The sequence below is a fragment of the Sedimentibacter sp. genome (genome assembly GCF_032080165.1).
Classification (GTDB): Bacteria; Bacillota; Clostridia; order Tissierellales; family Sedimentibacteraceae; genus Sedimentibacter.
Genome location: NZ_DAMASY010000001.1, coordinates 425,625 through 448,429 on the forward strand (window position 1 = coordinate 425,625; position 22,805 = coordinate 448,429).

General features: G+C 38.8%; 17 protein-coding genes and 1 tRNA gene. 14 read left to right on the forward strand and 4 right to left on the reverse strand.

Translation table 11 applies throughout. The annotated features are described in order from the left end of the window. The first annotated feature begins 19 nt into the window (after positions 1–19). The 5 genes from RT412_RS01980 (at position 20) to RT412_RS02000 (ending at position 5,312) form a co-directional block, all read left to right on the forward strand. Positions 20–109, forward strand: a tRNA-Ser gene (locus RT412_RS01980). Positions 110–383: 274 nt separating this feature from the next. After that, the gene (locus RT412_RS01985; RefSeq protein ID WP_313339813.1) at positions 384–848 is read left to right on the forward strand and encodes a MarR family transcriptional regulator; all 465 of its coding nucleotides are present in this window, start codon (positions 384–386) and stop codon (positions 846–848) included. After that, the gene (locus tag RT412_RS01990) at positions 823–1,371 is read left to right on the forward strand and encodes a flavodoxin domain-containing protein (protein ID WP_313339815.1); all 549 of its coding nucleotides are present in this window, start codon (positions 823–825) and stop codon (positions 1,369–1,371) included. Before RT412_RS01985 ends, RT412_RS01990 begins: the two co-directional genes overlap by 26 nt. A gap of 615 nt (positions 1,372–1,986) precedes the next feature. Continuing rightward, positions 1,987–2,670: a TetR/AcrR family transcriptional regulator gene (locus tag RT412_RS01995; protein ID WP_313339817.1), complete on the forward strand. Its 684-nt coding sequence runs from the start codon at positions 1,987–1,989 to the stop codon at positions 2,668–2,670. A 17-nt stretch (positions 2,671–2,687) separates the two neighbouring features. Beyond that, positions 2,688–5,312 (forward strand): PEP/pyruvate-binding domain-containing protein, encoded by a 2,625-nt coding sequence (locus RT412_RS02000; protein WP_313339819.1) that lies wholly within the window; start codon positions 2,688–2,690, stop codon positions 5,310–5,312. Positions 5,313–5,431: 119 nt separating this feature from the next. Here RT412_RS02000 and RT412_RS02005 read toward each other — a convergent pair whose 3' ends face one another. Continuing rightward, entirely contained in the window at positions 5,432–6,013 is a 582-nt protein-coding gene (locus tag RT412_RS02005; RefSeq protein WP_313339821.1) for a TetR/AcrR family transcriptional regulator, read from the reverse strand. 156 nt (positions 6,014–6,169) lie between these two features. Here RT412_RS02005 and ppsA point away from each other — a divergent pair, with 156 nt between their 5' ends. From ppsA to RT412_RS02020, 3 genes are all read left to right on the forward strand, one after another. Then, a complete protein-coding gene (gene ppsA, locus RT412_RS02010) occupies positions 6,170–8,821 on the forward strand; it encodes a phosphoenolpyruvate synthase (RefSeq protein WP_313339823.1) in 2,652 nt (883 codons plus the stop codon). Positions 8,822–8,830: 9 nt separating this feature from the next. Continuing rightward, positions 8,831–10,090, forward strand: a complete 1,260-nt coding sequence (locus RT412_RS02015) for an MFS transporter (protein ID WP_313339825.1) — start codon at positions 8,831–8,833, stop codon at positions 10,088–10,090. Positions 10,091–10,560: 470 nt separating this feature from the next. Then, entirely contained in the window at positions 10,561–11,406 is an 846-nt protein-coding gene (locus tag RT412_RS02020; protein ID WP_313339827.1) for a nitroreductase family protein, read from the forward strand. Positions 11,407–11,554: 148 nt separating this feature from the next. On the opposite strand, the gene gdhA is transcribed toward RT412_RS02020, so the two are convergent. Then, positions 11,555–12,889: an NADP-specific glutamate dehydrogenase gene (gdhA, locus tag RT412_RS02025; protein WP_313339829.1), complete on the reverse strand. Its 1,335-nt coding sequence runs from the start codon at positions 12,887–12,889 to the stop codon at positions 11,555–11,557. Positions 12,890–13,085: 196 nt separating this feature from the next. Here gdhA and cooS point away from each other — a divergent pair, with 196 nt between their 5' ends. The 4 genes from cooS (at position 13,086) to RT412_RS02045 (ending at position 19,310) form a co-directional block, all read left to right on the forward strand. Further along, complete coding sequence (gene cooS, locus RT412_RS02030; RefSeq protein ID WP_313339831.1) at positions 13,086–14,996, forward strand: anaerobic carbon-monoxide dehydrogenase catalytic subunit; 1,911 nt, start codon at positions 13,086–13,088, stop codon at positions 14,994–14,996. A gap of 168 nt (positions 14,997–15,164) precedes the next feature. Then, positions 15,165–16,748, forward strand: coding sequence for an alkaline phosphatase (locus RT412_RS02035; protein ID WP_313339833.1), 1,584 nt, complete (start codon positions 15,165–15,167; stop codon positions 16,746–16,748). 71 nt (positions 16,749–16,819) lie between these two features. Next, entirely contained in the window at positions 16,820–17,980 is a 1,161-nt protein-coding gene (locus RT412_RS02040; RefSeq protein WP_313339987.1) for a YibE/F family protein, read from the forward strand. 91 nt (positions 17,981–18,071) lie between these two features. After that, the gene (locus RT412_RS02045; RefSeq protein ID WP_313339835.1) at positions 18,072–19,310 is read left to right on the forward strand and encodes a CCA tRNA nucleotidyltransferase; all 1,239 of its coding nucleotides are present in this window, start codon (positions 18,072–18,074) and stop codon (positions 19,308–19,310) included. Between the two features lie 90 nt (positions 19,311–19,400). Here the strand turns inward: RT412_RS02045 and RT412_RS02050 are convergent, their stop codons facing one another. Then, a complete protein-coding gene (locus RT412_RS02050) occupies positions 19,401–19,574 on the reverse strand; it encodes a hypothetical protein (protein WP_313339837.1) in 174 nt (57 codons plus the stop codon). Between the two features lie 228 nt (positions 19,575–19,802). On the opposite strand from RT412_RS02050, the gene RT412_RS02055 reads away from it, so the two are divergent. Then, on the forward strand, positions 19,803–20,402 hold the full coding sequence (locus tag RT412_RS02055) for a zinc dependent phospholipase C family protein (protein WP_313339839.1): 600 nt from the start codon (positions 19,803–19,805) through the stop codon (positions 20,400–20,402). Continuing rightward, the gene (locus RT412_RS02060; RefSeq protein WP_313339840.1) at positions 20,402–21,535 is read left to right on the forward strand and encodes a glycosyltransferase family 1 protein; all 1,134 of its coding nucleotides are present in this window, start codon (positions 20,402–20,404) and stop codon (positions 21,533–21,535) included. Before RT412_RS02055 ends, RT412_RS02060 begins: the two co-directional genes overlap by 1 nt. 177 nt (positions 21,536–21,712) lie before the next feature. Here RT412_RS02060 and RT412_RS02065 read toward each other — a convergent pair whose 3' ends face one another. Beyond that, positions 21,713–22,804: a 2Fe-2S iron-sulfur cluster binding domain-containing protein gene (locus RT412_RS02065; protein WP_313339842.1), complete on the reverse strand. Its 1,092-nt coding sequence runs from the start codon at positions 22,802–22,804 to the stop codon at positions 21,713–21,715. Position 22,805: the final 1 nt, after the last annotated feature.

A 22,805-nucleotide genomic window follows, 5' to 3' on the forward strand; every position in this document is an offset into this window, starting at 1 on the left:
TTTGCTGTAAAGCATTTTTGGAGAGTTGTCCGAGTGGTTGAAGGAGCACGCCTGGAAAGCGTGTATACGGGGAACCGTATCGCGGGTTCGAATCCCGCATTCTCCGCCAGAATAGACAAACCTATTTTTTAACGGTAGTTAAAGATGGGTTTGTCTTTTTTATGTCCCAAAATGCAGCCTATTGCATAAGAAACAGCCATAAAGATTGTTAAGAGGCACATATTTAGTATTCCAAGCCCATTCTAAAACTGGTTATTCCCATATGTTTTTTTAAAATTGAAACCGCTCATGAGCTCCTTCGATATCATAATATTTGACAAAGCGCAACTTATTGCGTATAATAAATACACAATAAGTTGTGCGATATTTTGGAGGATTATAAAATGGATATTCCAACCAAAGAATATCTCTTTGGCAGCATTTTTCTTCTCGCAAATAAGCTGCAAACGTTGGGAGACGCTTTCTTGAAGCAGATGACATTAAAGCAATGGTTACTGCTTATCATGATTTTTAATATGGAGAAGAAACAGCCATCCGTAACGGAAATAGCGGAGTCTATTGGTAGCACCAGGCAGAATGTACGAAAAATGCTGGAAGTTCTCTCCGCCAAAGGTTATGTGGCGCTTTGCGTGAACGAACGGGATAAACGGAATCTGTCCGTAGTCCTGACTGAAAAGACATTTCTGTTCTTCACCCAGTTTGAAGCCAAGGGCGCTGCCTTTCTGGAACAGCTTTTTGACGGAATTCATTCTGACCTTCAGAAAAGCACCAGAATTACGGTGGAGGCGCTTTTTAACAATCTTGAAAGGATGAAAATGCAATATGAAAAAAGTGATCGTCATATATAAATCCAGGTACGGCTTTACAAAAAAATATGCGCATTGGATTGCCCAAGAATTAGGTGCGGAGCTAATGGAAGCCGGAAAGATAAGGGCTTCGGATTTGCAAAATTACGATGTTATTATTTATGGTGGCGGTCTTTATGCGGGCGGCGTAAACGGTTTTTCGTTGATCAGCAAGTCGTTTCAATCTCTTGCGGATAAGTCGCTGTATCTGTTTACTGTGGGTGCTGCTGATGTAAGCGATGAAAAGAACATAAATAGCATCCGCAGTTCATTGTCGAAGGTGCTTTCTGTTGAAATGGAGAGCAAGATGAATATCTTCCATTTTAGAGGCGGCATTGATTACCCGAGACTCAGCTTTATTCATCGTATCATGATGAGTATGATGGTGAAAACAATCCGAAAGAAACCGGAATCCGAATTAAGCAATGAAGAAAAAATCATGCTGGCAACCTATGGTCAAGTTGTCGATTTTACTAGCATATCAGCCATCAGCGACATGATTGACCAGATAAAAACCGGAACATAATTACATTTTCATTAGCTAAGAAAGCATGGTGGATATGAAAAAGCAATTATGGGACTATCAATCATTGCTGTGTTGTCATCCGTGATCTCCGCCAGTATCGGCGTTTTCTATATATATTTACCGGGTTAATTCTGCTTACCATCTTGCTCGCTTTTCGAAACAGAAAAGTCGGTATCCTTCTTCAAGCCGGATTGTTGGCCATCATTTTGTATGCGTTCACCTGCTTGATTATGGGAGTAAGCTTCAATCAACTATTTCTTTTATATGCGATTCAATTTGGGAGCTCGCTCTCCTGTCGTTATAACAGATTCTAAGCATGGAGACATATGCGGAGGACGTATACGACAGGCTTTCAGGGGAACGAGTATTTTTTTGATCATCAGCGCCTGCTCGGTTTTAGTATGGTTAACATTCATTTTAAAATTCATCTAATTAATACCTATATAGTTGGAATATATTCTGAAATATAGAAGGAGTCATTCTTACTCCTTTAGCACATTGACGGATGAGCAAAATTTATTTGACAATGAGAAAAGAATATAATATAATATAATATAGCCAACATACCGACGGTCGGTATGTTGGCTATATTATTAAAATCAAGGAGCTGATGATATGATTGCACTAAAGGAAAGCAATGTAAAGCAGCATATTTTGAATGTCGCTATGGAGCTATTCTATGAAAAAGGCTATGATAATACTTCTATAAACGCCATTATTGAGAATGTGGGTGTTTCAAAAGGGGCATTTTATCACTATTTTAAGTCGAAGGAAGATGTATTAGAAGCAGTTGCAGGGCGTCATATTGAAGTGGAAATAACCATTACGAAAAAGGCAGCTGAGGAGCGATATCTGAATGCTCTTGAGAAGATTAACAAGGTATTTAATGAGGTATTAACGCATAAGGTTCTCGATATGGGTGAGCGTCAAAAAATTTCTAAGTTTTTTGAAAGTGAAGGAAATGTAAAATTTCAGCGAAAGGTTGTAGAGAATAAGATAAAACTGCTAACTCCACTGTATCTAAGCATAATAAAACAAGGGATCATGGAAGGCATCTTTAAAACATCTTATCCTGACGAGGTAGCGGAGCAGATTATACAAATGCTAATTATTTTGAATTCAATGGTTGTAAAATTGACTTCAGATATTAATGAGAAACCTGAAAATATAGCAGTTATCAAGCGTAAAATTGAGGCCTACCGGGAAGCGGTAGAAAGAATTCTGGGGGCTCCAAAAGATTCGATTAATTTTTTAGAAAATATCAGAATTTTTGAAGAATACATGAACAATAAAAAATAAAAAGAGAGGGTTAGAATATGGAATTGATATATGGCTTTAATTCTAAGGTGTCACCTGAACTTACACAGGTTGGAGGAAAAGGGATGTCTTTGATCCGTATGACAAATCAGGGGCTGCCAGTGCCTCCTGGATTTGTCATGTCAGTGGAATTCTTTAAACCTTGGTTTGACTATATAAAAAGTACTCCGGAATGGCATAGCGTTATAAATTCCTCAGCCAATGAACTGAAGTTAAGTTCAGAAGCTATGAAAAAACTGTGTATGAGCCTGAAACTAGATGAAGAGCGCAGAAAAGCTTTGATAGAGGCGTTAAATATTCTTGAAAGAAAAGTTAACAATCGTCTGTTTGCAGTAAGATCATCTTCTCCTGAAGAGGATCTTGAAGGAGCTTCGTTCGCAGGGGGTTATGAAACCACTCTTGGAGTAAGAAAAGATAATATTGAGGATGCCTTGCGCCGCTCCTTTGCATCAAGCCTGGATGAGCGAGTTTTTGTATACAAGAAAGAGCATGGTTTTCCTATAGACAATCCAAGAATAGCTGTCATTGTACAGTCTCAAATTCAATCAGAAACTGCAGGTGTAGCTTTTTCACTAAATCCTCTAAACAACTGTTATGATGAGGCAGTAATCAATGCTAACTTTGGTTTGGGTGAGTCAGTTGTCTCTGGTTTAGCCACACCTGACACATTTATTGTTGATAAAAACTCCAAGAAAATACTGGAGAAGAAGGCAGGGAAGAAGGAAACGTCCATATGGCTTGATCTTGATGGAGGAACATATGAAAAGACTCTGTCATCTGCACATGGTGTGTGTCTGGAGGATAATGATTTATTATCGCTGGTGAACATGCTTATAGATGTGGAAAGATACTATAAAATATTTGTTGACATTGAATGGGCATTTTCCGACGGTAAGTTGTATCTTCTTCAAGCCCGGCCTATCACCGCATATATACCACTGCATGAAAAAATGCAAACTGCTCCGGGACAGCAAAAACAGTTATACCTTGATGCCACCCTTGCTAAGCAAGGTATACATGAACCCCTGTCGGTTATGGGTACGGACTATCTTTCCATGTTCCAGTCGAGAATTGAGATATCTATGACCGGTAAAGACAACTCCGGAGTTGCAGAAGGCATACAAGGGTTTTTTCAAGGGAAAATGTATCTAAATGTTTCTAATAATATTAAGCTTTACGGCAAGAAGAAGTTGATAGATACCTACCGCCTCTTGGATATGGCTTCCGCCGAAATTATTGCAAATATTAGTGAAGATGAATATGTGCCTAAGGAACTACCGGAAAAGCTGCGAGGAGTCATATCAGGTACAATTCGAAACAGCCTGGGTATGGGGGTTAATACTATAAAAGCTCTGAATAATCCCTCAGGATATGAGAAAATATTTCTTGAAAAGGCGGAGGAGTTTGTTAAAAAATTAAAAAATGAGCGGTGTAAGGAGCAAGCTATTAAGGGCTTTGCAGAATCTGTTACCGAGAAGTATGTGTCTTTCTTTGTTGTTTCCCTTCCGATACTGGCGGTTATAGCGGTTGCAAAATCAGGACTGGGGAAAATTTTTAGAGACAGCAGTACGGAAATAAAGAGTAAGGTAACATTTATTGAGAAGGCGCTGCCAAACAATATAACCACAAAAATGGGACTTAGTATGTATCGTCTCTCACTTTTTGATGAGATCAAAAAAAGTCCGTCTTTTGAGGAGTTTGAGGAAAAATGGGAAACAAAATCCCTTTCTGCGGATTATATAAATGCCTGGGAAGACTTTATGGAAAGGTATGGATTCAGATGCCCGAAAGAGCTTGACATAGCTACACCTCGTATGTATGAGGAGGCTGAAGCATTTTATAAGCAGTTAAAAACGCTGGCGGAAAACACAGATCCCGAGCATAATCCAGAGTCCATATTTAACCGGGCCAGACAAGAGCGTGAAAGTGATTTCGAGTTATTGCTAAGAGAGGCGGAAAAGAAGAGGAAGTCAAAGAAATTCAAGAAATACTATGATATGCTAATTACGTTTTCAGGATATCGGGAGGCCCCCAAATATTACTGGATAATGACTGTTGCAGAATTAAGGAGAAAAGTAATCGAAGCTGCAGAAGCTTTGGCGGCATTGGGACGTATTGATAATTTAAACCAGGTATTTGATCTCACCATAGATGACTTGGACATGGCAATGGCTGATACAACGATTGATCTTAGGCAGCGTGCTTCACAGAATACAGTATTTCTCAAAAGGCTTGCGAATATAAAAGAATTTCCCAGAGTCATAGATTCCAGAGGGAAAATATTGCATCCGCCTAAAAAGGAAGCACGTAATGGTGAGTTGGCTGGAGAGCCTATCTCTCCAGGAACGGTAAGGGGGCCTGTAAAGGTTCTTAAAAGTCCTGAGAAACCTGTACTGCCCGGGGAAATACTTGTGGCAAGAGCTACAGATCCTGGATGGACACCTTTGTTTATTAACGCGGCCGGAGTGATTCTTGAGGTCGGCGGTATGCTCCAGCATGGAGCTCTTGTTGCACGGGAATATGGAAAACCTTGTGTTTCAGGAGTAGAGAATGCGGTTTCAGTTTTGAAGGATGGTCAACTGGTAGAAATAGATGGACTCAATGGAATTATCAGACTGTTATAGTACGGATGTAAGCTATTCCCTTAAGCTTAAGATTCCAAAACAGCTTGTCAGTTATTTATCATTCCAATCGCCTGTGTGGAAGAAAGTCCGCGAAAACATTTATAAAGAAGCAAGGGGTGTTATTCATTTTCAGCGTTACCGAAAAGCCCATAATAAAGCAGCTTTCCCAAATCTATACGCTCCTTCGCGTTGGCGGCGGTTCTTAAAGCCGCGCTGACCGAGTTGATGAACAGCAAAACGGCGCTGGGCGATAAGCTTTTATCAATCGCACCCTCCTGTTTTCCATGCTCGATCAGCTCCATATAAAGCGGGATTGTTTTTGTATTGCCGATCTCTTCAAAGAATTTTATCATCTGGGGATCACTTTCAATGTTGAAGCTGATTATGTCGTCATTGATAGTGGCATATGTCTCATCATCGGAAAATTGCAGTATTTTTTTTGCTTTTTCGCGAAATGTCAGGTCGCTTTTGACGATAGATTCAAAGTCCCGTATCCCCTCGTCCATTACCCTGAAAACAACCTGCTTAACCAAATTCTCCTTGCTCCCGAAAAAGTTGAAGATGCTGACGGGTGAAACCTTCGCCTTTTCTGCTATGCTGTTGACGCTTGTGGACTTAATGCCCTGGTTTTTAAACAGCTCGAACGCCGCATCCAAAATATCGTCCATTTTTCTTTTCCTGCGCAGTTCAAAACCGTTCATGTTTATCATCCGTTCCTTTCGCTTTCGTTTTAAATACAGCTTATCATAAATTATGAATTAAATCAATAGAAAACTTCATATTTTATTGACAAACGCAGCTCGGAGTGATATTATGAAGTGAAATCGAATAATACTTCATAATTGGAGGTGGGTAATGTGAACAAATTCGTTTTAAGCTTCAAAGAGATTGATAAAACCATGCTGCCGGCGGTTGGAGGTAAGGGGGCGAATCTGGGCGAGTTAAGGAAAATCCCCGGTTTGCGCGTTCCCGACGGATTCTGCATCACTACGGACGGCTATAGGAAGGCAATTGAGACGCTGAACGGCGTGCGAGAATTGATCGTACAGTTGTATTCAGTTAAACCGGCTGAGCAGGATAAGATTTCCACAATCGGCGTCCAGATCCGGCGGCTCATAGAAAATGTGGAGCCGGATCTGGAATTGGCGGAGGCGATCACGAGACGGATATGCGAACTCGGTGAGGATGCCGCTTACGCCGTGCGTTCCAGTGCCACGGCGGAGGATTTACCATCCGCTTCCTTTGCCGGTCAGCAGGACACTTTTTTAAATGTACGCGGAAAGGATCAAATCCTTACACACGTCAAAAAATGCTGGGCGTCGCTCTTTACCGACCGCGCAATCACCTACCGAATCCAAAACGGATTCGACCACGAAAATGTGTTTTTGTCAGTAGTTGTGCAGAAAATGGTCTTTCCCGAGTGTTCGGGAATCATGTTCACCGCCGACCCGGTCACGTCCAACCGCAGGGTATTATCCATAGACGCGGGCTTTGGGTTAGGTGAGGCGCTGGTCTCCGGATTGGTAAGCGCGGATAATTACAAGGTACGCGAAGAGAAAATCATCAGTAAGAATATATCTTGTAAGAAGCTCGCGATTGTGGCGCGCCCGGAAGGCGGTACGGCGGAAAGTGAGATCGAAGCTGTCCGACGGGACGCGCAGGCGCTGTCCGACGCGCAAATACTGGAATTGGAGCGTATCGGCAGGACGATTGAAAAACATTACGGATGCCCTCAGGACATAGAGTGGGCTCTGGCGGACGGCGTGTTATATATCCTCCAAAGCCGCCCCATCACAACGCTGTATCCTATTCCGAAAGGGCCGGACGACCGCAACCGCATCTACGGCTCCTACGGTCACCAGCAGATGATGACAGACGTGGTAAAGCCTTTGGGAATAACGTTTAATAAACTCTTTTTCTTCTTCGCTATCCCGGATATGATGGCAGAGGCTGGGGGCAGGATGTACATGGACATGTCTTCCGACATGAAGTCGCCCCTTACACGAAAGTTTATTCTGAACAGCTATGCCACTCAGGACCTGCTTATGTACAGCGCGCTGCGAAAAGCGGTAAGCGATAAAGAGTTTATCAAATCCCTCCCCAAGGGAAAGAGTGCTACGAATTTCCTTGCCAATCCGCAAGTGATAAGTATCATCATGCGGGCAATGAAAGAGGCGAAGAAGGGCGGAACCGTCCTTGAAGCGCATGTTAAGGAGCAGCGGCTGATCCTTAACATGCAGGTAGAAAAAATAAGGGACGATCTCCGCGAAAAATCGGGAGACGCGGTTTTCGCCTATATACACGAGGACGCAAAGAACTTCGGAAACAGAATGTTTGATAAAAATAATTCGATGCAGTATGGTCTGATGGTGCTTTGGAACCTTAATACAAGCTGGGTAAAGAAGCACATGAAAAAATGGCTCGGGGAGGAAAACGCCATCGACGACCTCACCAAGTCCGTGCCGGGCAACATCACCACCGAGATGGGACTCGCCCTTATGGATTTAGCCGATACCGCCCGGAAATATCCCCGCCTCTGCGCATATCTGCCAAACGCGAAAGACGACACACTTTGGAGTAATCTAAAAGCCTTGGATGGCGGGCAGGAGTTTGGCAAGGAACTTCAAGACTTCCTGAAAAAGTTCGGCATGCGCTGTCCCGGTGAAATCGACATCACGAGAGAGCGTTGGATCGAGAACCCCACGGCGGTGATTCCGATGATACTGGGGAATGTCAGGAATTTTGAAGCGGGTGCCGGGGAGGTTATGGTTGAAAAAGGCAGGCTGGAATCGAAGCAAAAGGAAAAAGAATACTTGGAGCGTATCCGAAAACTGCCGGGAGGCCGGCGTAAAGCCAAACTCGCTGAACACAAGATCGATGTCCTGCGCAGTGTCACGGGATACAGAGAATATCCCAAATATTGCTTTATCTCCTATTTTCAGGCATACAAGGAAGCTCTGATACGCGAGGCGGAAAGGCTGGCGCGGCAGGGCGTGGTGGAAGCGCCGGAGGATGTGTTCTATCTGTACTTTGAGGAATTTTGGGAGGCCGCCCGCACCGGCAAGGCGGATAAGAGCGTTATTGAAGCACGAAAGCAGGAGTATAAACTGTTTGAAAAGCTGACGCCGCCCCGCGTCATCACATCGGAGGGCGAAATCATCAACGGCGAATATGAAACCGAAAACCTACCTGAGGGCGCTCTGCCCGGTACGCCTGTTTCCTCTGGTGTGGTCGAGGGTCGCGCGCGGGTGATACTTGACCCCTCAAAGGCGGATCTGATGGAAGGTGATATACTGGTGACGATATTCACTGACCCGAGCTGGACACCGCTGTTTGTGTCGGTGAAGGGGTTGGTGACCGAAATCGGCGGGGTTGGGACCCACGGCGCGGTCATCACGCGGGAATACGGTATTCCGGGCGTTGTGGGCGTCGAGAACGCGACAAAACTCATCAAGGAAGGGCAGCGGATCAGAATAAACGGCTCGGTTGGGTATGTTGAGCTGCTTTAGGTGTGTTATATGGGCAATATAGTAAAGAATGAAAAAATCAACATGAACCTGATCCTTTTGCTGGCAGGCCGTATGGTTTCCGATACCGGCACAAGTATTCAGATGGTCGTAATGCCGCTTTATATTATCGACATCGGAGGTTCCGCCGCGACAATCGGACTGTATTCCTTTCTGTTACTTGTACCCGCTTTGCTTGTCTACCCTTTTGCCGGAGTGCTGGGTGACAGACATAACCGGAAGACGATTATGGTTTCAACAGATTTTGCCTGCGGCGCGGCGGTATTGCTCCTCGCGTTTCTGGCGCATTCCGGGTCGCTTACGCTGCCAATGCTTTTATTAGCACAGGTAGCTATTTCTGTGCTGAACGGTTTGTTTGACCCGGCAACAAAAGGCATCCTGCCTCAATTGGTGGAAGGTGATAAATTATCCCGCGCCAATTCATCCGTCGCCACTCTGAGAACCATGTCCGGCATGGCGGGACCGGTTATCGGCGTATTGCTTTATACTGCTTTTGGGATTCAGATGCTTTTTCTTATCAATGGAATTTCATTTATCCTGTCTGGTCTGAGTGAAACATTGATAAAATATGTATATCGGAAACAGCAGGCTGAAACAAAGTTTTTTGCGGACTTGCTTGACGGATTCAGGTTTATTCTCAACCAAAAGATGATTCGGAACCTGTGCTTTTTCCTTCTTGCGATTTACACGATGATCATGCCGTTATTTTCTGTTGCGCTTCCTTTGTTTTTCAGAACCGAGCTTAATTATTCCGACGCGCAGTACGGTTTTCTGCAAACAATAACTGTAGCCGGAGCGCTAATTGGCAGCGTACTGGTAGGAGTGTTGTTTGGAAAGGGCAAAAAGGAAATAAAAGCGATTATCGTTGGTTTATTTCTGATGATGGGTATGACGCTTAGCTTTTCAATGTTGCTTTTCCCACAAAGCCTTAATTTACTTGGGAGAGATACCGTATTATACTATTGCGTTTTTGCCGGTGTTATAAGTTTGCTCTATGTGTCCATTATGTTTATCAATATTCCGGTACAGACGGTTATCCAAAGAGAAACTCCGGTAAGTCATATGTCCAGAGTGTTCGCCATTGTCGGCATGATCACAAGGGGCGGACTTCCTTTCGGTGCGCTGATATACGGCTTGCTGCTTGAAAAAATCGCGACACATTGGGCGGTATTGTCTACTGTGATTTTATTGCTGCTGATTTCCATAATGTTTCAGATTTCCTTACACAGACGCCCGGATAAGGCGAGTTAATCTCTTTTGTTTTATGATGCGGAATACATTTATTCAACTTACCTGATTCAATTGCTTTAATAAATTCACTTATTATGATTTCCAGAACTCTTTAAACATCGGTTTTTAATTTCCGTTTGAATTTATATTAGTGATATTACTCATTAATGAAACATCTGTAAGTTATCTTCAAAAAATGTGTAGTAACTTCTCAAATAGGAAGCCTTGGGTCATATGCTTTAACAGTTGATAATATTAATATACTCAAAGATGGACACAACTGAAAAAACATTGATGACATCTAATACGACCTCACTAAAGAGAAGGTTGTTTCATCCAAAAACTTTTTTTTTCATATAAATTATGCAAAATGAGCAGAATAATAAAAATAATACAATACATATTGACCGATGGTCAACAAAATGTTATAATTATACTGACCAATGGTTAATTAAATTTTAAGAATATATAATGCATAGGAGGTATTGAATATGACCATCCCATTTCAGATTAAAAGTACTATTGATTTACGGCGCTCGACACGCAGTTACAAAATGAACGGTGTTGAAAAGGATGCCCTTGATACTATAAAGGACTTTGCAAAGTCACTGTCAGTTCCTTTTGATCACAATGTTGAGATTAAGTTTTTTAATGCTGACCCGACAAAAACTCTTTATTTGCTCATGACATCTCCACCGGACAACATTGCATTTATGGCAGAAACTGATATTATCTCAATATCAAAGACTGGTTTTATCGGGGAGTTGCTTGTCCTCTTTGCTGAGAGTAAAGGTCTATCAACCTGTTGGTACGGACATTATAAACTATCTGAGCTTGAGCGTTTAATGCCTCATTTACAAACGCCTGAGCAGATAAAGGAATCAAACGCGGGTTACGGATACTCGAAAGGTGTAACCACCGGCAGACGGGCAATATGTATCTCGCCGCTCGGTTATTACGAAACCGGCGGACTACGGCTTATGGACAGATTTCAAAATAGGACTTCAAGCTTCAAACGTAAGGAAATTAAAGAGTTGCTTGAGAATCACGATGATTATGGCAAGCTTTCTGATGACATTTTGTATGCGCTTGATCTGGGAAGAAAAGCACCTTCAGCAGCAAACTCTCAAATGTGGAGATTTGCCTTTGAGGATTCTTTTAAAACAATCACTGTTGCTATGCCAGTGGGATATAAGCATTTCAAATGGGAACATCCAAACATCGATATAGGCATTTGTGCATGTCATGTCTGGCTCGGATTGATTGACAAAGGGTTTAATCCGAATGTTACTGTCAGCGACGATTCCGGAAGAGCGGTTTGGAGAATTTCAATATAGCTGTAGACTAACAAGCGGCAATTTGTCCATCCGTGGCAACCCCCGATTTTACCCGATAAGAGAAACATGGCGCCAACCAATTAATACAGGTTGGCGTTATTATTTCTGATATTAAAAAAATATTATAAATCACCTGTATAATGAACTGTTAATTCATACCGTAGGATATCATTGCATCGGCAACCTTCATGAAGCCTGCAATGTTTGCTCCCTTGATATAGTTTCCCGGAGAATTGAATTCTTCTGCCGCATTTTTTGAATTTTTGAAGATATTTTTCATAATATCCTTTAATGTATTGTCAACCTGTTCAAAGCTCCAGGACATTCTTGCGCTGTTTTGAGCCATTTCCAAGGCTGAAGTGGCAACACCGCCGGCGTTTGCAGCCTTGGCTGGTGCAATCAGGATATTATTGTCCAGCAGCAGCTTTACCGCTTCGTTTGTGGTTGGCATATTTGCACCCTCGCCTACAGCAATGCAGCCGTTATCAATTAATACTTGAGCTTCATGCACATCTATATCGTTTTGAGAAGCGCATGGAATAGCTATATCACATTTTATATTCCATAAACCTCTTCCTTCTGTGTATACTGCTGTCGGTATCATATCGGCATATTCCGAGATTCTCTTTCTTTGCACTTCCTTCAAAAGTCTCATCTTTTCAAAGTCTATTCCGTTTTCATCAACGATAAAGCCTGTTGAGTCACTCATGGCTATTACCTTGGCACCGAATTCCTGTGCCTTCTTGCAGGCATACAGTGCCACATTGCCGGAACCTGAAATAACTACTTTCTTATTTTCCAAGCTATGCCCGTGGTGATTCATCATTTCATTTATAAAGTATAATATTCCGTAGCCGGTGGCTTCTTTTCTTACCAGAGACCCTCCGTAGGTCAGTCCCTTTCCTGTCAGTACATCCGGCTCAAATGAATTGAGAATTCTCTTATACTGCCCATAAAGGTAGCCTATTTCCCTTGCGCCGACCCCGATGTCTCCGGCAGGTACATCCACATAGTGTCCGATATGTCTTTGAAGCTCAGTCATAAAGCTTATGCAAAAGTTCATTACCTCCAGATCCGTCTTGCCTTTAGGGTCAAAGTCGGAACCTCCCTTTCCCCCTCCTATGGGAAGTCCCGTCAATGAGTTTTTAAAGGTTTGTTCAAATCCTAAAAACTTCATTATGCTTAAGTTTACCGTGGGATGGAATCTAAGCCCTCCCTTGTATGGACCTATGGCACTGTTAAACTGAACTCTATAGCCTCTGTTTACATTAATATCTCCTTTTTCGTCTATCCAAGGGACTCTGAACATAATCTGCCTTTCAGGCTCCACCAGTCTGTCCAAAACCTTATACTTTATTATATCATGATTTTTTTCCAAAACAGGTACAAGACTCTCCAAAACTTCCTCGACTGCCTGCAGAAACTCAGGCTCATTAGAATTTTTTGCTTTCACTTTTCCTGCTAATTCTTCTAAATAGCTCATATAACCTCCGTTATGTAAATATTTTTCATTTATTATATTACCTAAAAAAATTTTGATTAAACAAATTATATATATTTTTTTTAAAAGAAATAAATAAATGAAATAAATCTAATTTCAAACAAAAAAGGTCTATATAGAATTTTATTTTTACATATGGTCATCCTAAACAATAATTAATATTTTTATGGAGGGATATATGTCTGAAACAGTTTTAGAAAGAATGGAAGGTCGTGTTTCATATCATGATTCTGTTGAGGAAATGTTAAAAAGAATCAGAGAGGATGGACTTTCCAGCGTATTTTCAAGATGGTCCGAACAGGAAAAAATACGGTGTACTTTTTGCTTGCAGGGATTAAGCTGTCAGTTATGTACACAGGGTCCATGCAGAATAAGTGAGAAAGCAGGTGCTGTAAAAGGTGTTTGCGGAATTGATGCTGACGGTATGGCAATGCGCAGCTTACTTATGAGAAATATAATGGGAGCTGCAACATATGGACATCACGCCTTTGAGGCATTCAGAACTTTAAAAGCGACGGGAGAAGGCAAGACACCTTTTAAGATTACAGATGTTGAAAAGTTAAAATGGATGTGTGAAAAAACCGGTATTGATACTAATCAGGATGTAAATCAAATGGCAATACAATTGGCGGAGCTTCTGGACAAGGAAATGAAAATTTCACCTGATTATGAAAGTGTAATGGTTGAAGCATTTGCGCCCAGGAAAAGAAAGAAAATATGGAAGGACTTGCACATTTATCCGACCGGTGTACAGCATGAAGTGGAAAATTGCATAGCAAGCTGCTTAACTAATGTGGATGGTGACTATGTATCATTGGCTAAAAAAGCACTTCGCTTAGGATTATCCACTATTTACACTGCTCAAATCGGCTTGGAAATGACACAGGATATTTTATTTGGAACTCCAATGCCTCATGAGGTTGAAGTGGATTTAGGCATAATGGATCCTGATTACGTTAATATTGCCTTTAACGGTCATCAGCCGTGGATTGGTGTAGCGGCACTGCAAAAGGCAAGAAAAAAAGAGTATCAGGAAATGGCAGAGAGGGCAGGAGCAAAGGGAATTCACATAGTTGGCTCTATTGAAACAGGACAGGAAATGCTGCAAAGATTCCAAACTGACGATGTATTTGTCGGATTGATGGGAAACTGGCTTGCTATTGAACCGTTTTTGGCAACCGGAACCGTTGATGCCTTAGTAATGGAAGAAAATTGTTCACCTCCGGCTATCGATCAATATGCGGAAAAGTATCAGGTTGCCTTAATAAGCGTAAGTACGATTATAGGTGTTCCCGGAGCGGAGCATCAGATGCCATATTATCCGGCAGAAGCTGATGAAATGGCTGAAAAATGTATAAACGTCGCAATTGAAAACTTTAAGAAAAGACACGGAAAAATTAAACCCATGGTACCTAAACACATAACAAAAGCAATTGCAGGTTTTTCTACCGAAGCAGTTTTAAAAGCAATCAACAATGATTTAAATGTGTTAGCGGATGTGATAGTTAAAGGACAATTAAAGGGTGTCGTAGCATTGGCAAACTGTGCGACTTTACGTAACGGTCCCCATGACTGGAATACAGTTAATATTACGAAACAGTTAATCAAGAAAGATATACTTGTTGTAGCAGGAGGATGCGGCAATCACGGATTGGAAGTAGCCGGGCTTTGTAATCTTGATGCAATTGAATATGCAGGTGATGGACTTAAAGGAATATGCAAGCAATTGGGAATACCGCCGGTATTGAGCTTTGGAACATGTACGGACACAGGAAGAATATCAATGCTGGTAACAGCTTTAGCTGATCACCTTGACGCTGATATTTCCGATTTGCCGATTGCGGTTACGGCTCCTGAATGGATGGAGCAAAAAGCTACCATAGACGGTCTGTTTGCAGTTGCTTATGGCTGTTATACACATTTGTCTCCTACACCGTTTATAACCGGAGCTCCAAATTTAGTTAAGCTTCTTACTGAAGATGTAGAAGGTTTAACCGGAGGAAAGGTGGCAGTTGGAGACGATCCTGTTGAAGCCGCTAACGGTATAGAGAAGCATATAATGATGAAGAGACAAAAGATGGGAATATAAGTATATATAGCTGCCGATAAATGTTTGGCAGCTTTTTCTATGTAAAGTAAAAAGGTATTTTCCAAAATATTAAGGAAAAATTACTTAAAGTTTACATTTATATGGTTTTAATTATATATTTTTTTATTATTATGACCTCAAAATATTTATAAAAAATCGGAGGAAATAATGAAAAGAATTATAACCGCATTCCTATCATTGGTAATGATAGTAGGAACATTAACAGGGTGTTCGACAGTAAATGCTCAAACACAACAAGCTGTTCAACAATTTGCTTCAATTAGCAGCCAAGCTTCCGCAACAAATTCAAAAAACGCTCCTAAGTACATATTTATGTTTATCGGAGACGGTATGGCAGCAGTACAAGTAAACTCGGCTCAAATTTACGGTGGAACTAATGAGCACAATAATATGAGCTTGGATGAAATGAATTTCCAAAAATTTGAAGCAGTAGGATATCAAACCACTCACGATGCAACATCATTTGCACCTGACTCTGCATCTACGGCTACTTCTCTTTCATCGGGATTTAAAACATGGAGCGGAACTTTAGGATTAAAGCCGATAGGTAATAAAGCAGGCAATAAGGATGAAAACGTAGATGGAAAAGATGTTCCAAAAACTATTGCAGAAAGACTTAAAGCAGAAAAAGGTATGAAAGTAGGTATCATTTCAACAGTAACACTTAATCATGCCACACCCGCAGCTTACTATGCACATATTGCCTCAAGAAATGATTATTATGATATAGCTTTACAAATGGCAGATTCAGGATTTGATTACTTTGGTGGTGGTACTTTAAGTCAGCCGTCAGGAAAAAATAATGATCAAAAAGATGCATATGAAGTTATGAAAGAAAAAGGATACAAAGTAGTAAATACTAAAGAAGACATATTGGCTCTTAACAATAATTCGGGTAAAGTATATGCGGTAACTCCTGTTGTTCAAGACAGCGGTGCTATGCCATATGCGATAGATAACAAAGAAGAAGATTTAACACTTGCAGATTTTGTTAAAAAGGGTATAGATGTCCTTGATAATAATAACGGATTTTTCATGATGGCTGAATCAGGTAAGATTGACTGGGCAGGACATGCAAATGATGCAAAGGCAAATATAGGTGATGTTATAGCGTTTGAAGAAGCTATACAGGTAGCTGTGGACTTTGCAAAGAAACACCCTCAAGATACTTTAATAATCGTAACCGGAGACCATGAAACAGGTGGTATGACCATAGGACAAGCAACAACCGGATATGATACAGCATTTAGCGTATTAGAAAGTCAAAAAATGTCTTATATTGCATTTGATGAATTAATAGATGAGTTGATTGAAAAAGACGAGGATGGTTTAACATTTGAAAAAGTAATGCCTGTTATAACTGAAAACTTCGGTCTTAAGAACGAATTTACCGATGCTGAAGCTAAAGATAATGAAGCTGCTAAAACATATATGACTCTTGAGCTTTCAGATAGAGAAGCAGCTAAATTACAAACGGCATTTGCTGAAACAATAGCAGCTGAACCTACTAAAAATGAAGAAACAGCTTTGTTATATGGTGGTTACAATCCTCTTTCGGTAACATTAACACATATACTGAATAATAAAGCGGGTATAGGCTGGACATCATATTCTCATACAGGGGTACCGGTTCCGGTATACGCAACAGGAGTTAGAGCAGAATTATTTAACGGCGCGTATGATAATACTGAAGTATACCATAAATTAGTAGAAGCTGCAAAACTTAAATAATTCATTTAGATTTTAAATAAGGCCGGAATTATTTCCGGTCTTATTTAAATAGAGGAGTGACGTTGAAAAAGATGTTTAAGAATGTTAACAGAAAAGAAGTTGTTTTTATTATGACTTTATTGATAGTAATAGCAATTATTACAATAATACCCACAGGGTTTCAGAAGCAAGAATATAGATTTACCGAGGGTGTCCGGGCTAAGGTTATTTCCGTCAATAACATGGGCATACACAGTTCGGGGATTTTTAAATTAGGTGATCAAAGCGCTTTAATAGAAATAGAAACCGGTTCTCGCAAGGGTGAACAGATTCAGGCAAATAATATGCTTACCGGTAGATTATCCGCGGACAAAATTTTTAAAGCAGGGGATACAGCTTGGGTATTAATTGGATTTGATGAAGATAACAATATTAATTTTGCAAATATGATAGATCATTATCGTATAGATAAGGAAATATTATTAATTGGTTGCTTTGCTGTTGTTATAATTATATTTTCCGGATATACCGGAGTCCGCACATTGCTTTCTTTTGCCTTTGCACTGTTAAGTATCTGGAAAATATTAATACCTGCAATGCTTAATGGTTATAATCCGTTAATTGTTGCATTAATTGTTGGAAATATACTTACCCTTGTTACGCTTCTTTTAGTGGCAGGATTTTCAAAAAAAGCATATGCAGCAATTATCAGTTCTGTCATTTGTTCTTTAACCACATGTATTCTTGCAATTATCTTTGGGAATTTATTTAACATTCATGGTGCGGTAATGGAAGGAGCAGAATCACTTTTGTACGCCGGATTTATGAACCTTGATTTAACTTCTATTTTCCAGGCAGGGATATATCTTGCCAGTTCAGGTGCAATTCTTGATTTGGCTATAGATATTTCATCAGCACTTGAAGAAATCATAAATAACAATCCAAGCGTTGCTAAGGCAGAACTGGTAAAATCAGGACTTAACATTGGAAAATCTGTAGTTGGAAGTCAAACTACTACTTTATTATTTGCATATATGGGAAGCTATATAACTATTATGATGGTATATGTAGCACAAGGAACTCCGATAATGAACATTTTGAATTCAAAAACAATTGCAGCTGAGATACTTCATACATTTGTAGGTTGTTTAGGTCTTGTTTTAGTTTCGCCGCTGACATCAGTAATCAGTGGATTAATTTTCGAAAAAGAAAGAAATGCTGTGGATAACGCACACACTACTTTTCAGCCCTAAAAGCTCTATAATTGCAATAGAAAAAATTTTTTTTCATTGATAAATAAAAAATTTGGGTTATAATAAAATAAAAAACTTGAATAGGGCTGCTATGAATATTTATATAAATATACCAAAAGAGGTTGAAACGGCATTAAGTATTTTAAATAAAAACGGTTATGAAGCATACATAGTCGGAGGTTGCGTAAGAGACAGCTTATTAAGTACGGTTCCTCATGATTGGGATATTACCACATCAGCTAAGCCAAATGAGATTATAAATTGCTTTAAGAATTACAGAACTATTAACACAGGGCTTAAGCACGGAACGGTTACGGTACTGATCGATAATGTTCAAATTGAGGTTACCACTTATCGAATTGACGGTAAGTATACAGATAACAGGCGTCCTGACAACGTGGTTTTCACTGATGATATATATCATGATTTAAAACGAAGAGATTTTACCATAAATGCTCTTGCATACAATGATAATGGAATTGTGGATTTATTTGACGGAATAGAAGATTTACAAAACAAGGTAATAAAATGTGTTGGAAATCCGGATGAAAGATTTAATGAAGACGGACTTAGAATTTTAAGAGCACTTCGCTTTGCTTCTGTTTTAGAATTCAGTATAGATGATAAAACTTCAAACAGTATACATAAGAACAAGGAGCTGCTAAAAAATATTTCCAAGGAAAGAATAAATGTAGAGCTGAATAAGCTTATTAACGGAGAGAATTTTTTAAATATTTTAAACACGTACAGGGGTGTTGTAGAGGTACTTATACCTGAAATAAAAAGCTATACCCGGATGGAATGGGAGCATGCGTTAAAATCCATGTGTTTTGCAGATAATCAGACTGTTAAATTGTCATTATTGCTGTTGTATACAAATAATACAGCAGTTATTTTAAAGGATTTAAAATATGATAATGCTACAATCAGTACAGCAGAATTATTAAGCGATAATATAAACGAAATGATTATAGCCGACAAGATCAAACTAAAAAAGCAATTAAATAAATTTGGCCATGATAATTTAACATTATTATTAAATTTTAAAACTGCGGCGGCTTTGGCCGATAATATTGTCAATGAGGTTATAATTATTAAAAATTCTAAAAAAATAACAGATGAAATCATAGAGAACAATGAAGCATATGATTTGAAATCATTGGCAATCAACGGTGATGATTTAATGAAGGAAGGTTTCAGAAGGGGTAAGGAATTAGGTTCAATTTTAAATGATGTTTTAAACCAGGTAATAGAAGAAAGATTAGAAAATGACAGAGATATATTAATCAATTTTGTGAAAAAATACAAATTGTTGAATATTATTGAATAATGATTAGAACTCATATTAAAAAAATATGTAAAAAGGTGAAATTGGGCGTATCCTCAATTTCACCTTTCGCATTATAGTGGAATTATATATTTAATAGTATTTTCTTTTTTTAGATACCAGACATCCGTCATATCCCCAACCATCTAAGAATTCTCTTTGTTTTTTATTTACTAACTCTCTTTTATATTTATATTCTGCATATTTTTCACACTTACCATGACAAAATAACTTGCGTTCAGTGCAGTTAAAACAACTATTGCTCACAACGTCACCCCTATAAATACTTGTTTGATTAATTACATGATACAATTGAAATTTATTTAAACTATAAAAAGTACGTAAATTTTTTATGTATTTTTTATTTCTATATTTATCTTTTAATTTTTAAAAATTATTTTACAATCAATTAACGAGAAATTCACCAAATGTTGAAGGAATCTTTAAATAAACAAGCTATATTTAAATTAATAATAGTGGAAGGTGGGGAAAACAATGAACCTGATTACACATATTACCTTATCGAAAATACTATACAACAATTTGAATAGTATTATGGATTTAGATAAAAGAGCTTTTATTTATGGAAATATTAAGCCTGACATGACACATACTTTATTAAGAGATTCTCATACTTTAGAAAATTATTTCCTGATAGTTTGTAACAGTGCCGAAAAACTAATGAGCAATAAATCATCCCTACAGAAATTTTCATTTGAATTAGGAATAATATGTCATTATGTATGTGATTTCTTTTGTCAATATCATTTAAATTATGAAATCTTTCATAAATTCAGAGAACATTTCATATATGAATTGAAGTTGCATTTTGTGCTTATAATGAATTCCTCCAAAATAAATAAAAATCCTGAAATAAAAGCAGTAAGGCGTAATATATCTTCCATTATAAATGAATTGCGAAAAGAATATACAGCTGTTCCTCCTGCAATGAAAAAAGACTTAGAATATGCATTAAAGGCGACAATGTGGATATGTGAATCTGTATATTTCTTTTCTGACAATTATGTAAAAAGCAATGATAATCAAGAGTTAAATGAATCTTATCTTACACTTCCCATAGCAGGAGGTCAATAATGAAAATTGCAATATTTTCCGATACTTACTCTCCTCAGATAAATGGAGTTACAAATACATTAGATAAACTTGTACAGTATTTTGAATCTAACCACATAGAATACAAAATTTTTGCTCCTAAATATGATGATGAAAATAAAGAAGAACACACTGAAAGATTCTATAGTTTGAAATTCTTCATGTATCCCGAATGCAGACTTGCATTACCGAATATATTCAGAATTTCACAATCATTATCAGAATTTAAACCTGACATTATACATCTGATGACAGAATTTAATATGGGTATGACAGGAATGATTTACGGTAAAAAAAATAACATACCGACTATATCAAACTATACAACAAATTTCTCTCAATATACCGAATATTATAATTTAGAAATTTTTAAGCAACCGATTTGGGACTATATGAAATGGTTCCATAACCAAAATAATATTACTCTTTGCCCTTCAAATGAAGCACAAAAATTGCTGAATAAAAACGGCATAAATAAAACTTCATTATTTTCCAGAGGCATTGATTCACATAAATTTAATCCTTCGTACAGAAATGTAAAATTAAGAAAAGAACTTGGTATAGAGAATAAAACAACATTTTTGTATGTTGGAAGAGTGGCAACTGAAAAAGATATGGATATTTTAAATGAAAGCTATAGATTGATTAGAGAAAAACATCATAATACGGCACTGATTATAACAGGGGAGGGTCCTTATTTAGAAGAATGTAAGGAAATGTTCCCTGAGGACACTATTTATACAGGATTTAAAAAGGGTCATGAGCTGGCAGAAATTTATGCATCCAGTGATATGTTTGTATGTCCGTCCTCTACAGAAACATTTGGAAATGTCGTATTGGAAGCAATGGCTTCAGGTTTGGCTGTCATAGGAGCAGATGCAGGAGGTATTAAAGAAATAATATCTCACAAGCAGAACGGATTAAAGTTTAAAGCAAAGGATTCAAATGAATTAACAAACTGCATGCAGGAATTAATTGAAAATAAAAGTCTAAGAAATTACGTAAAATCCAACGGATTAAAGTTTGCTCAAAATAGAACTTGGGAAAGAATAATAGATAATCTTTATGTTATTTATTGTGAAATATTAAAAGAAAATCAATACATCAGTGCGTAAGGCGGCTTTATGGCTGAAAAAGAATTAAACTCCCCCTATTAAATTATAAAAAATAAAACCTAAGCAAATAGGTTTTATTTTTTATATTAATATAATTTACATCCTTTTTGCTGCATCATATGCTAATTCTGAACGCATACACTCTGCAGGAAGCATAGTGAGCTGCCTTTCATTTTTTTAAAACTTATCGTAATATATTTTTTCTAAAGGAATTTCTTTTTTTAATAATGCTTCTACTATAGAGTCAATCATTGCCGGACTGCCGCAAAGATACGCAGAATAGTTTTCGCCGTTTTCTATATATTTATCTATTGCTACAGGGACTCTGCCCCTTTCGCCTTTCCACTCCTGCGATTCTTCCCGGGAAAGAGTCGGAATAAATTTAAAGTCATATAGCCTTTCTTCAAGCATTTTCAGCTTATCCAATAAAAACAAATCATCCATGGTCCTTGCACCAAAGAAAAATATCGCCCTACGTTTAATATCATTATCCGCCATATACTGCAGAATTGATATAATAGGTGCCATGCCTGTTCCGGCTCCTGCAAGTATAATAGGTCCTCCGTCGTCCTCGTGGTAGTAGAAATCTCCATAAGGTCCGTTGATGTGTGCCGGGTCACCTTTTTTTAAATGATGGTGGACATATGTGGTTGCTATGCCTCCTGTATAACCAATAAGAAGTTCTACCGCACGTGTGTCATTTACGGATGATGCAATCGAGTAAGCTCTGTAAACCTCAGTATCATTGCCTTCATAGGCAGGGGCTTTAAGCTGTATGTATTGTCCCGGTTTAAAGGCTATTTCTTCACTACCGAAATTAAAACGCAGCAATTTTATTGTAGCTGTAAGCTGTTCCATTTTTTCAACGTAGACAGCATATTCCTTTACGTTGAACAGTTCTTCGGGAATCTCTATTTTAATATTCTGTTTTATTTTGCATTGACAGGTCAATCTTACATTATTATCGAGCTCTTCTTTGGAGAGCAGGGGCTTTTCCGTTGCCAGAACAGGACCTCCTCCATCAAGTACCTTTGCTTTGCAGTAGCCGCATGAGCCCTTGCCGCCGCATGCCGATGGTATAAAAATACTTTCAGCTCTGAGAGTGTCTAACAAAGTGTTACCGCCTTGAACAATATATTCCTTGTCATTATTTATGGTTAAGGTTACCTCACCATAATTAGCAATGGTTTTATTTGATATGGTCAGCAATGCGGCAAGTATTGCCGTAATGCAGGTAACGATAAGTATGGTCGTCAGTATTGTATTCATT

Excerpts from the sequence above, each read along its gene's own strand:
- RT412_RS02040 (WP_313339987.1), top strand. The coding sequence starts at position 16,820 with ATGTTTAAGAATGTTAACAGAAAAGAAGTTGTTTTTATTATGACTTTA.
- RT412_RS02045 (WP_313339835.1), top strand. The coding sequence starts at position 18,072 with ATGAATATTTATATAAATATACCAAAAGAGGTTGAAACGGCATTAAGT.
- RT412_RS02000 (WP_313339819.1), top strand. The coding sequence starts at position 2,688 with ATGGAATTGATATATGGCTTTAATTCTAAGGTGTCACCTGAACTTACA.
- RT412_RS02055 (WP_313339839.1), top strand. The coding sequence starts at position 19,803 with ATGAACCTGATTACACATATTACCTTATCGAAAATACTATACAACAAT.
- RT412_RS01990 (WP_313339815.1), top strand. The coding sequence starts at position 823 with ATGAAAAAAGTGATCGTCATATATAAATCCAGGTACGGCTTTACAAAA.
- RT412_RS02035 (WP_313339833.1), top strand. The coding sequence starts at position 15,165 with ATGAAAAGAATTATAACCGCATTCCTATCATTGGTAATGATAGTAGGA.
- RT412_RS02005 (WP_313339821.1), bottom strand. The coding sequence starts at position 6,013 with ATGAACGGTTTTGAACTGCGCAGGAAAAGAAAAATGGACGATATTTTG.
- RT412_RS02065 (WP_313339842.1), bottom strand. The coding sequence starts at position 22,804 with ATGAATACAATACTGACGACCATACTTATCGTTACCTGCATTACGGCA.
- RT412_RS02020 (WP_313339827.1), top strand. The coding sequence starts at position 10,561 with ATGACCATCCCATTTCAGATTAAAAGTACTATTGATTTACGGCGCTCG.
- cooS (WP_313339831.1), top strand. The coding sequence starts at position 13,086 with ATGTCTGAAACAGTTTTAGAAAGAATGGAAGGTCGTGTTTCATATCAT.
- RT412_RS01995 (WP_313339817.1), top strand. The coding sequence starts at position 1,987 with ATGATTGCACTAAAGGAAAGCAATGTAAAGCAGCATATTTTGAATGTC.
- RT412_RS02015 (WP_313339825.1), top strand. The coding sequence starts at position 8,831 with ATGGGCAATATAGTAAAGAATGAAAAAATCAACATGAACCTGATCCTT.
- RT412_RS02060 (WP_313339840.1), top strand. The coding sequence starts at position 20,402 with ATGAAAATTGCAATATTTTCCGATACTTACTCTCCTCAGATAAATGGA.
- gdhA (WP_313339829.1), bottom strand. The coding sequence starts at position 12,889 with ATGAGCTATTTAGAAGAATTAGCAGGAAAAGTGAAAGCAAAAAATTCT.
- RT412_RS01985 (WP_313339813.1), top strand. The coding sequence starts at position 384 with ATGGATATTCCAACCAAAGAATATCTCTTTGGCAGCATTTTTCTTCTC.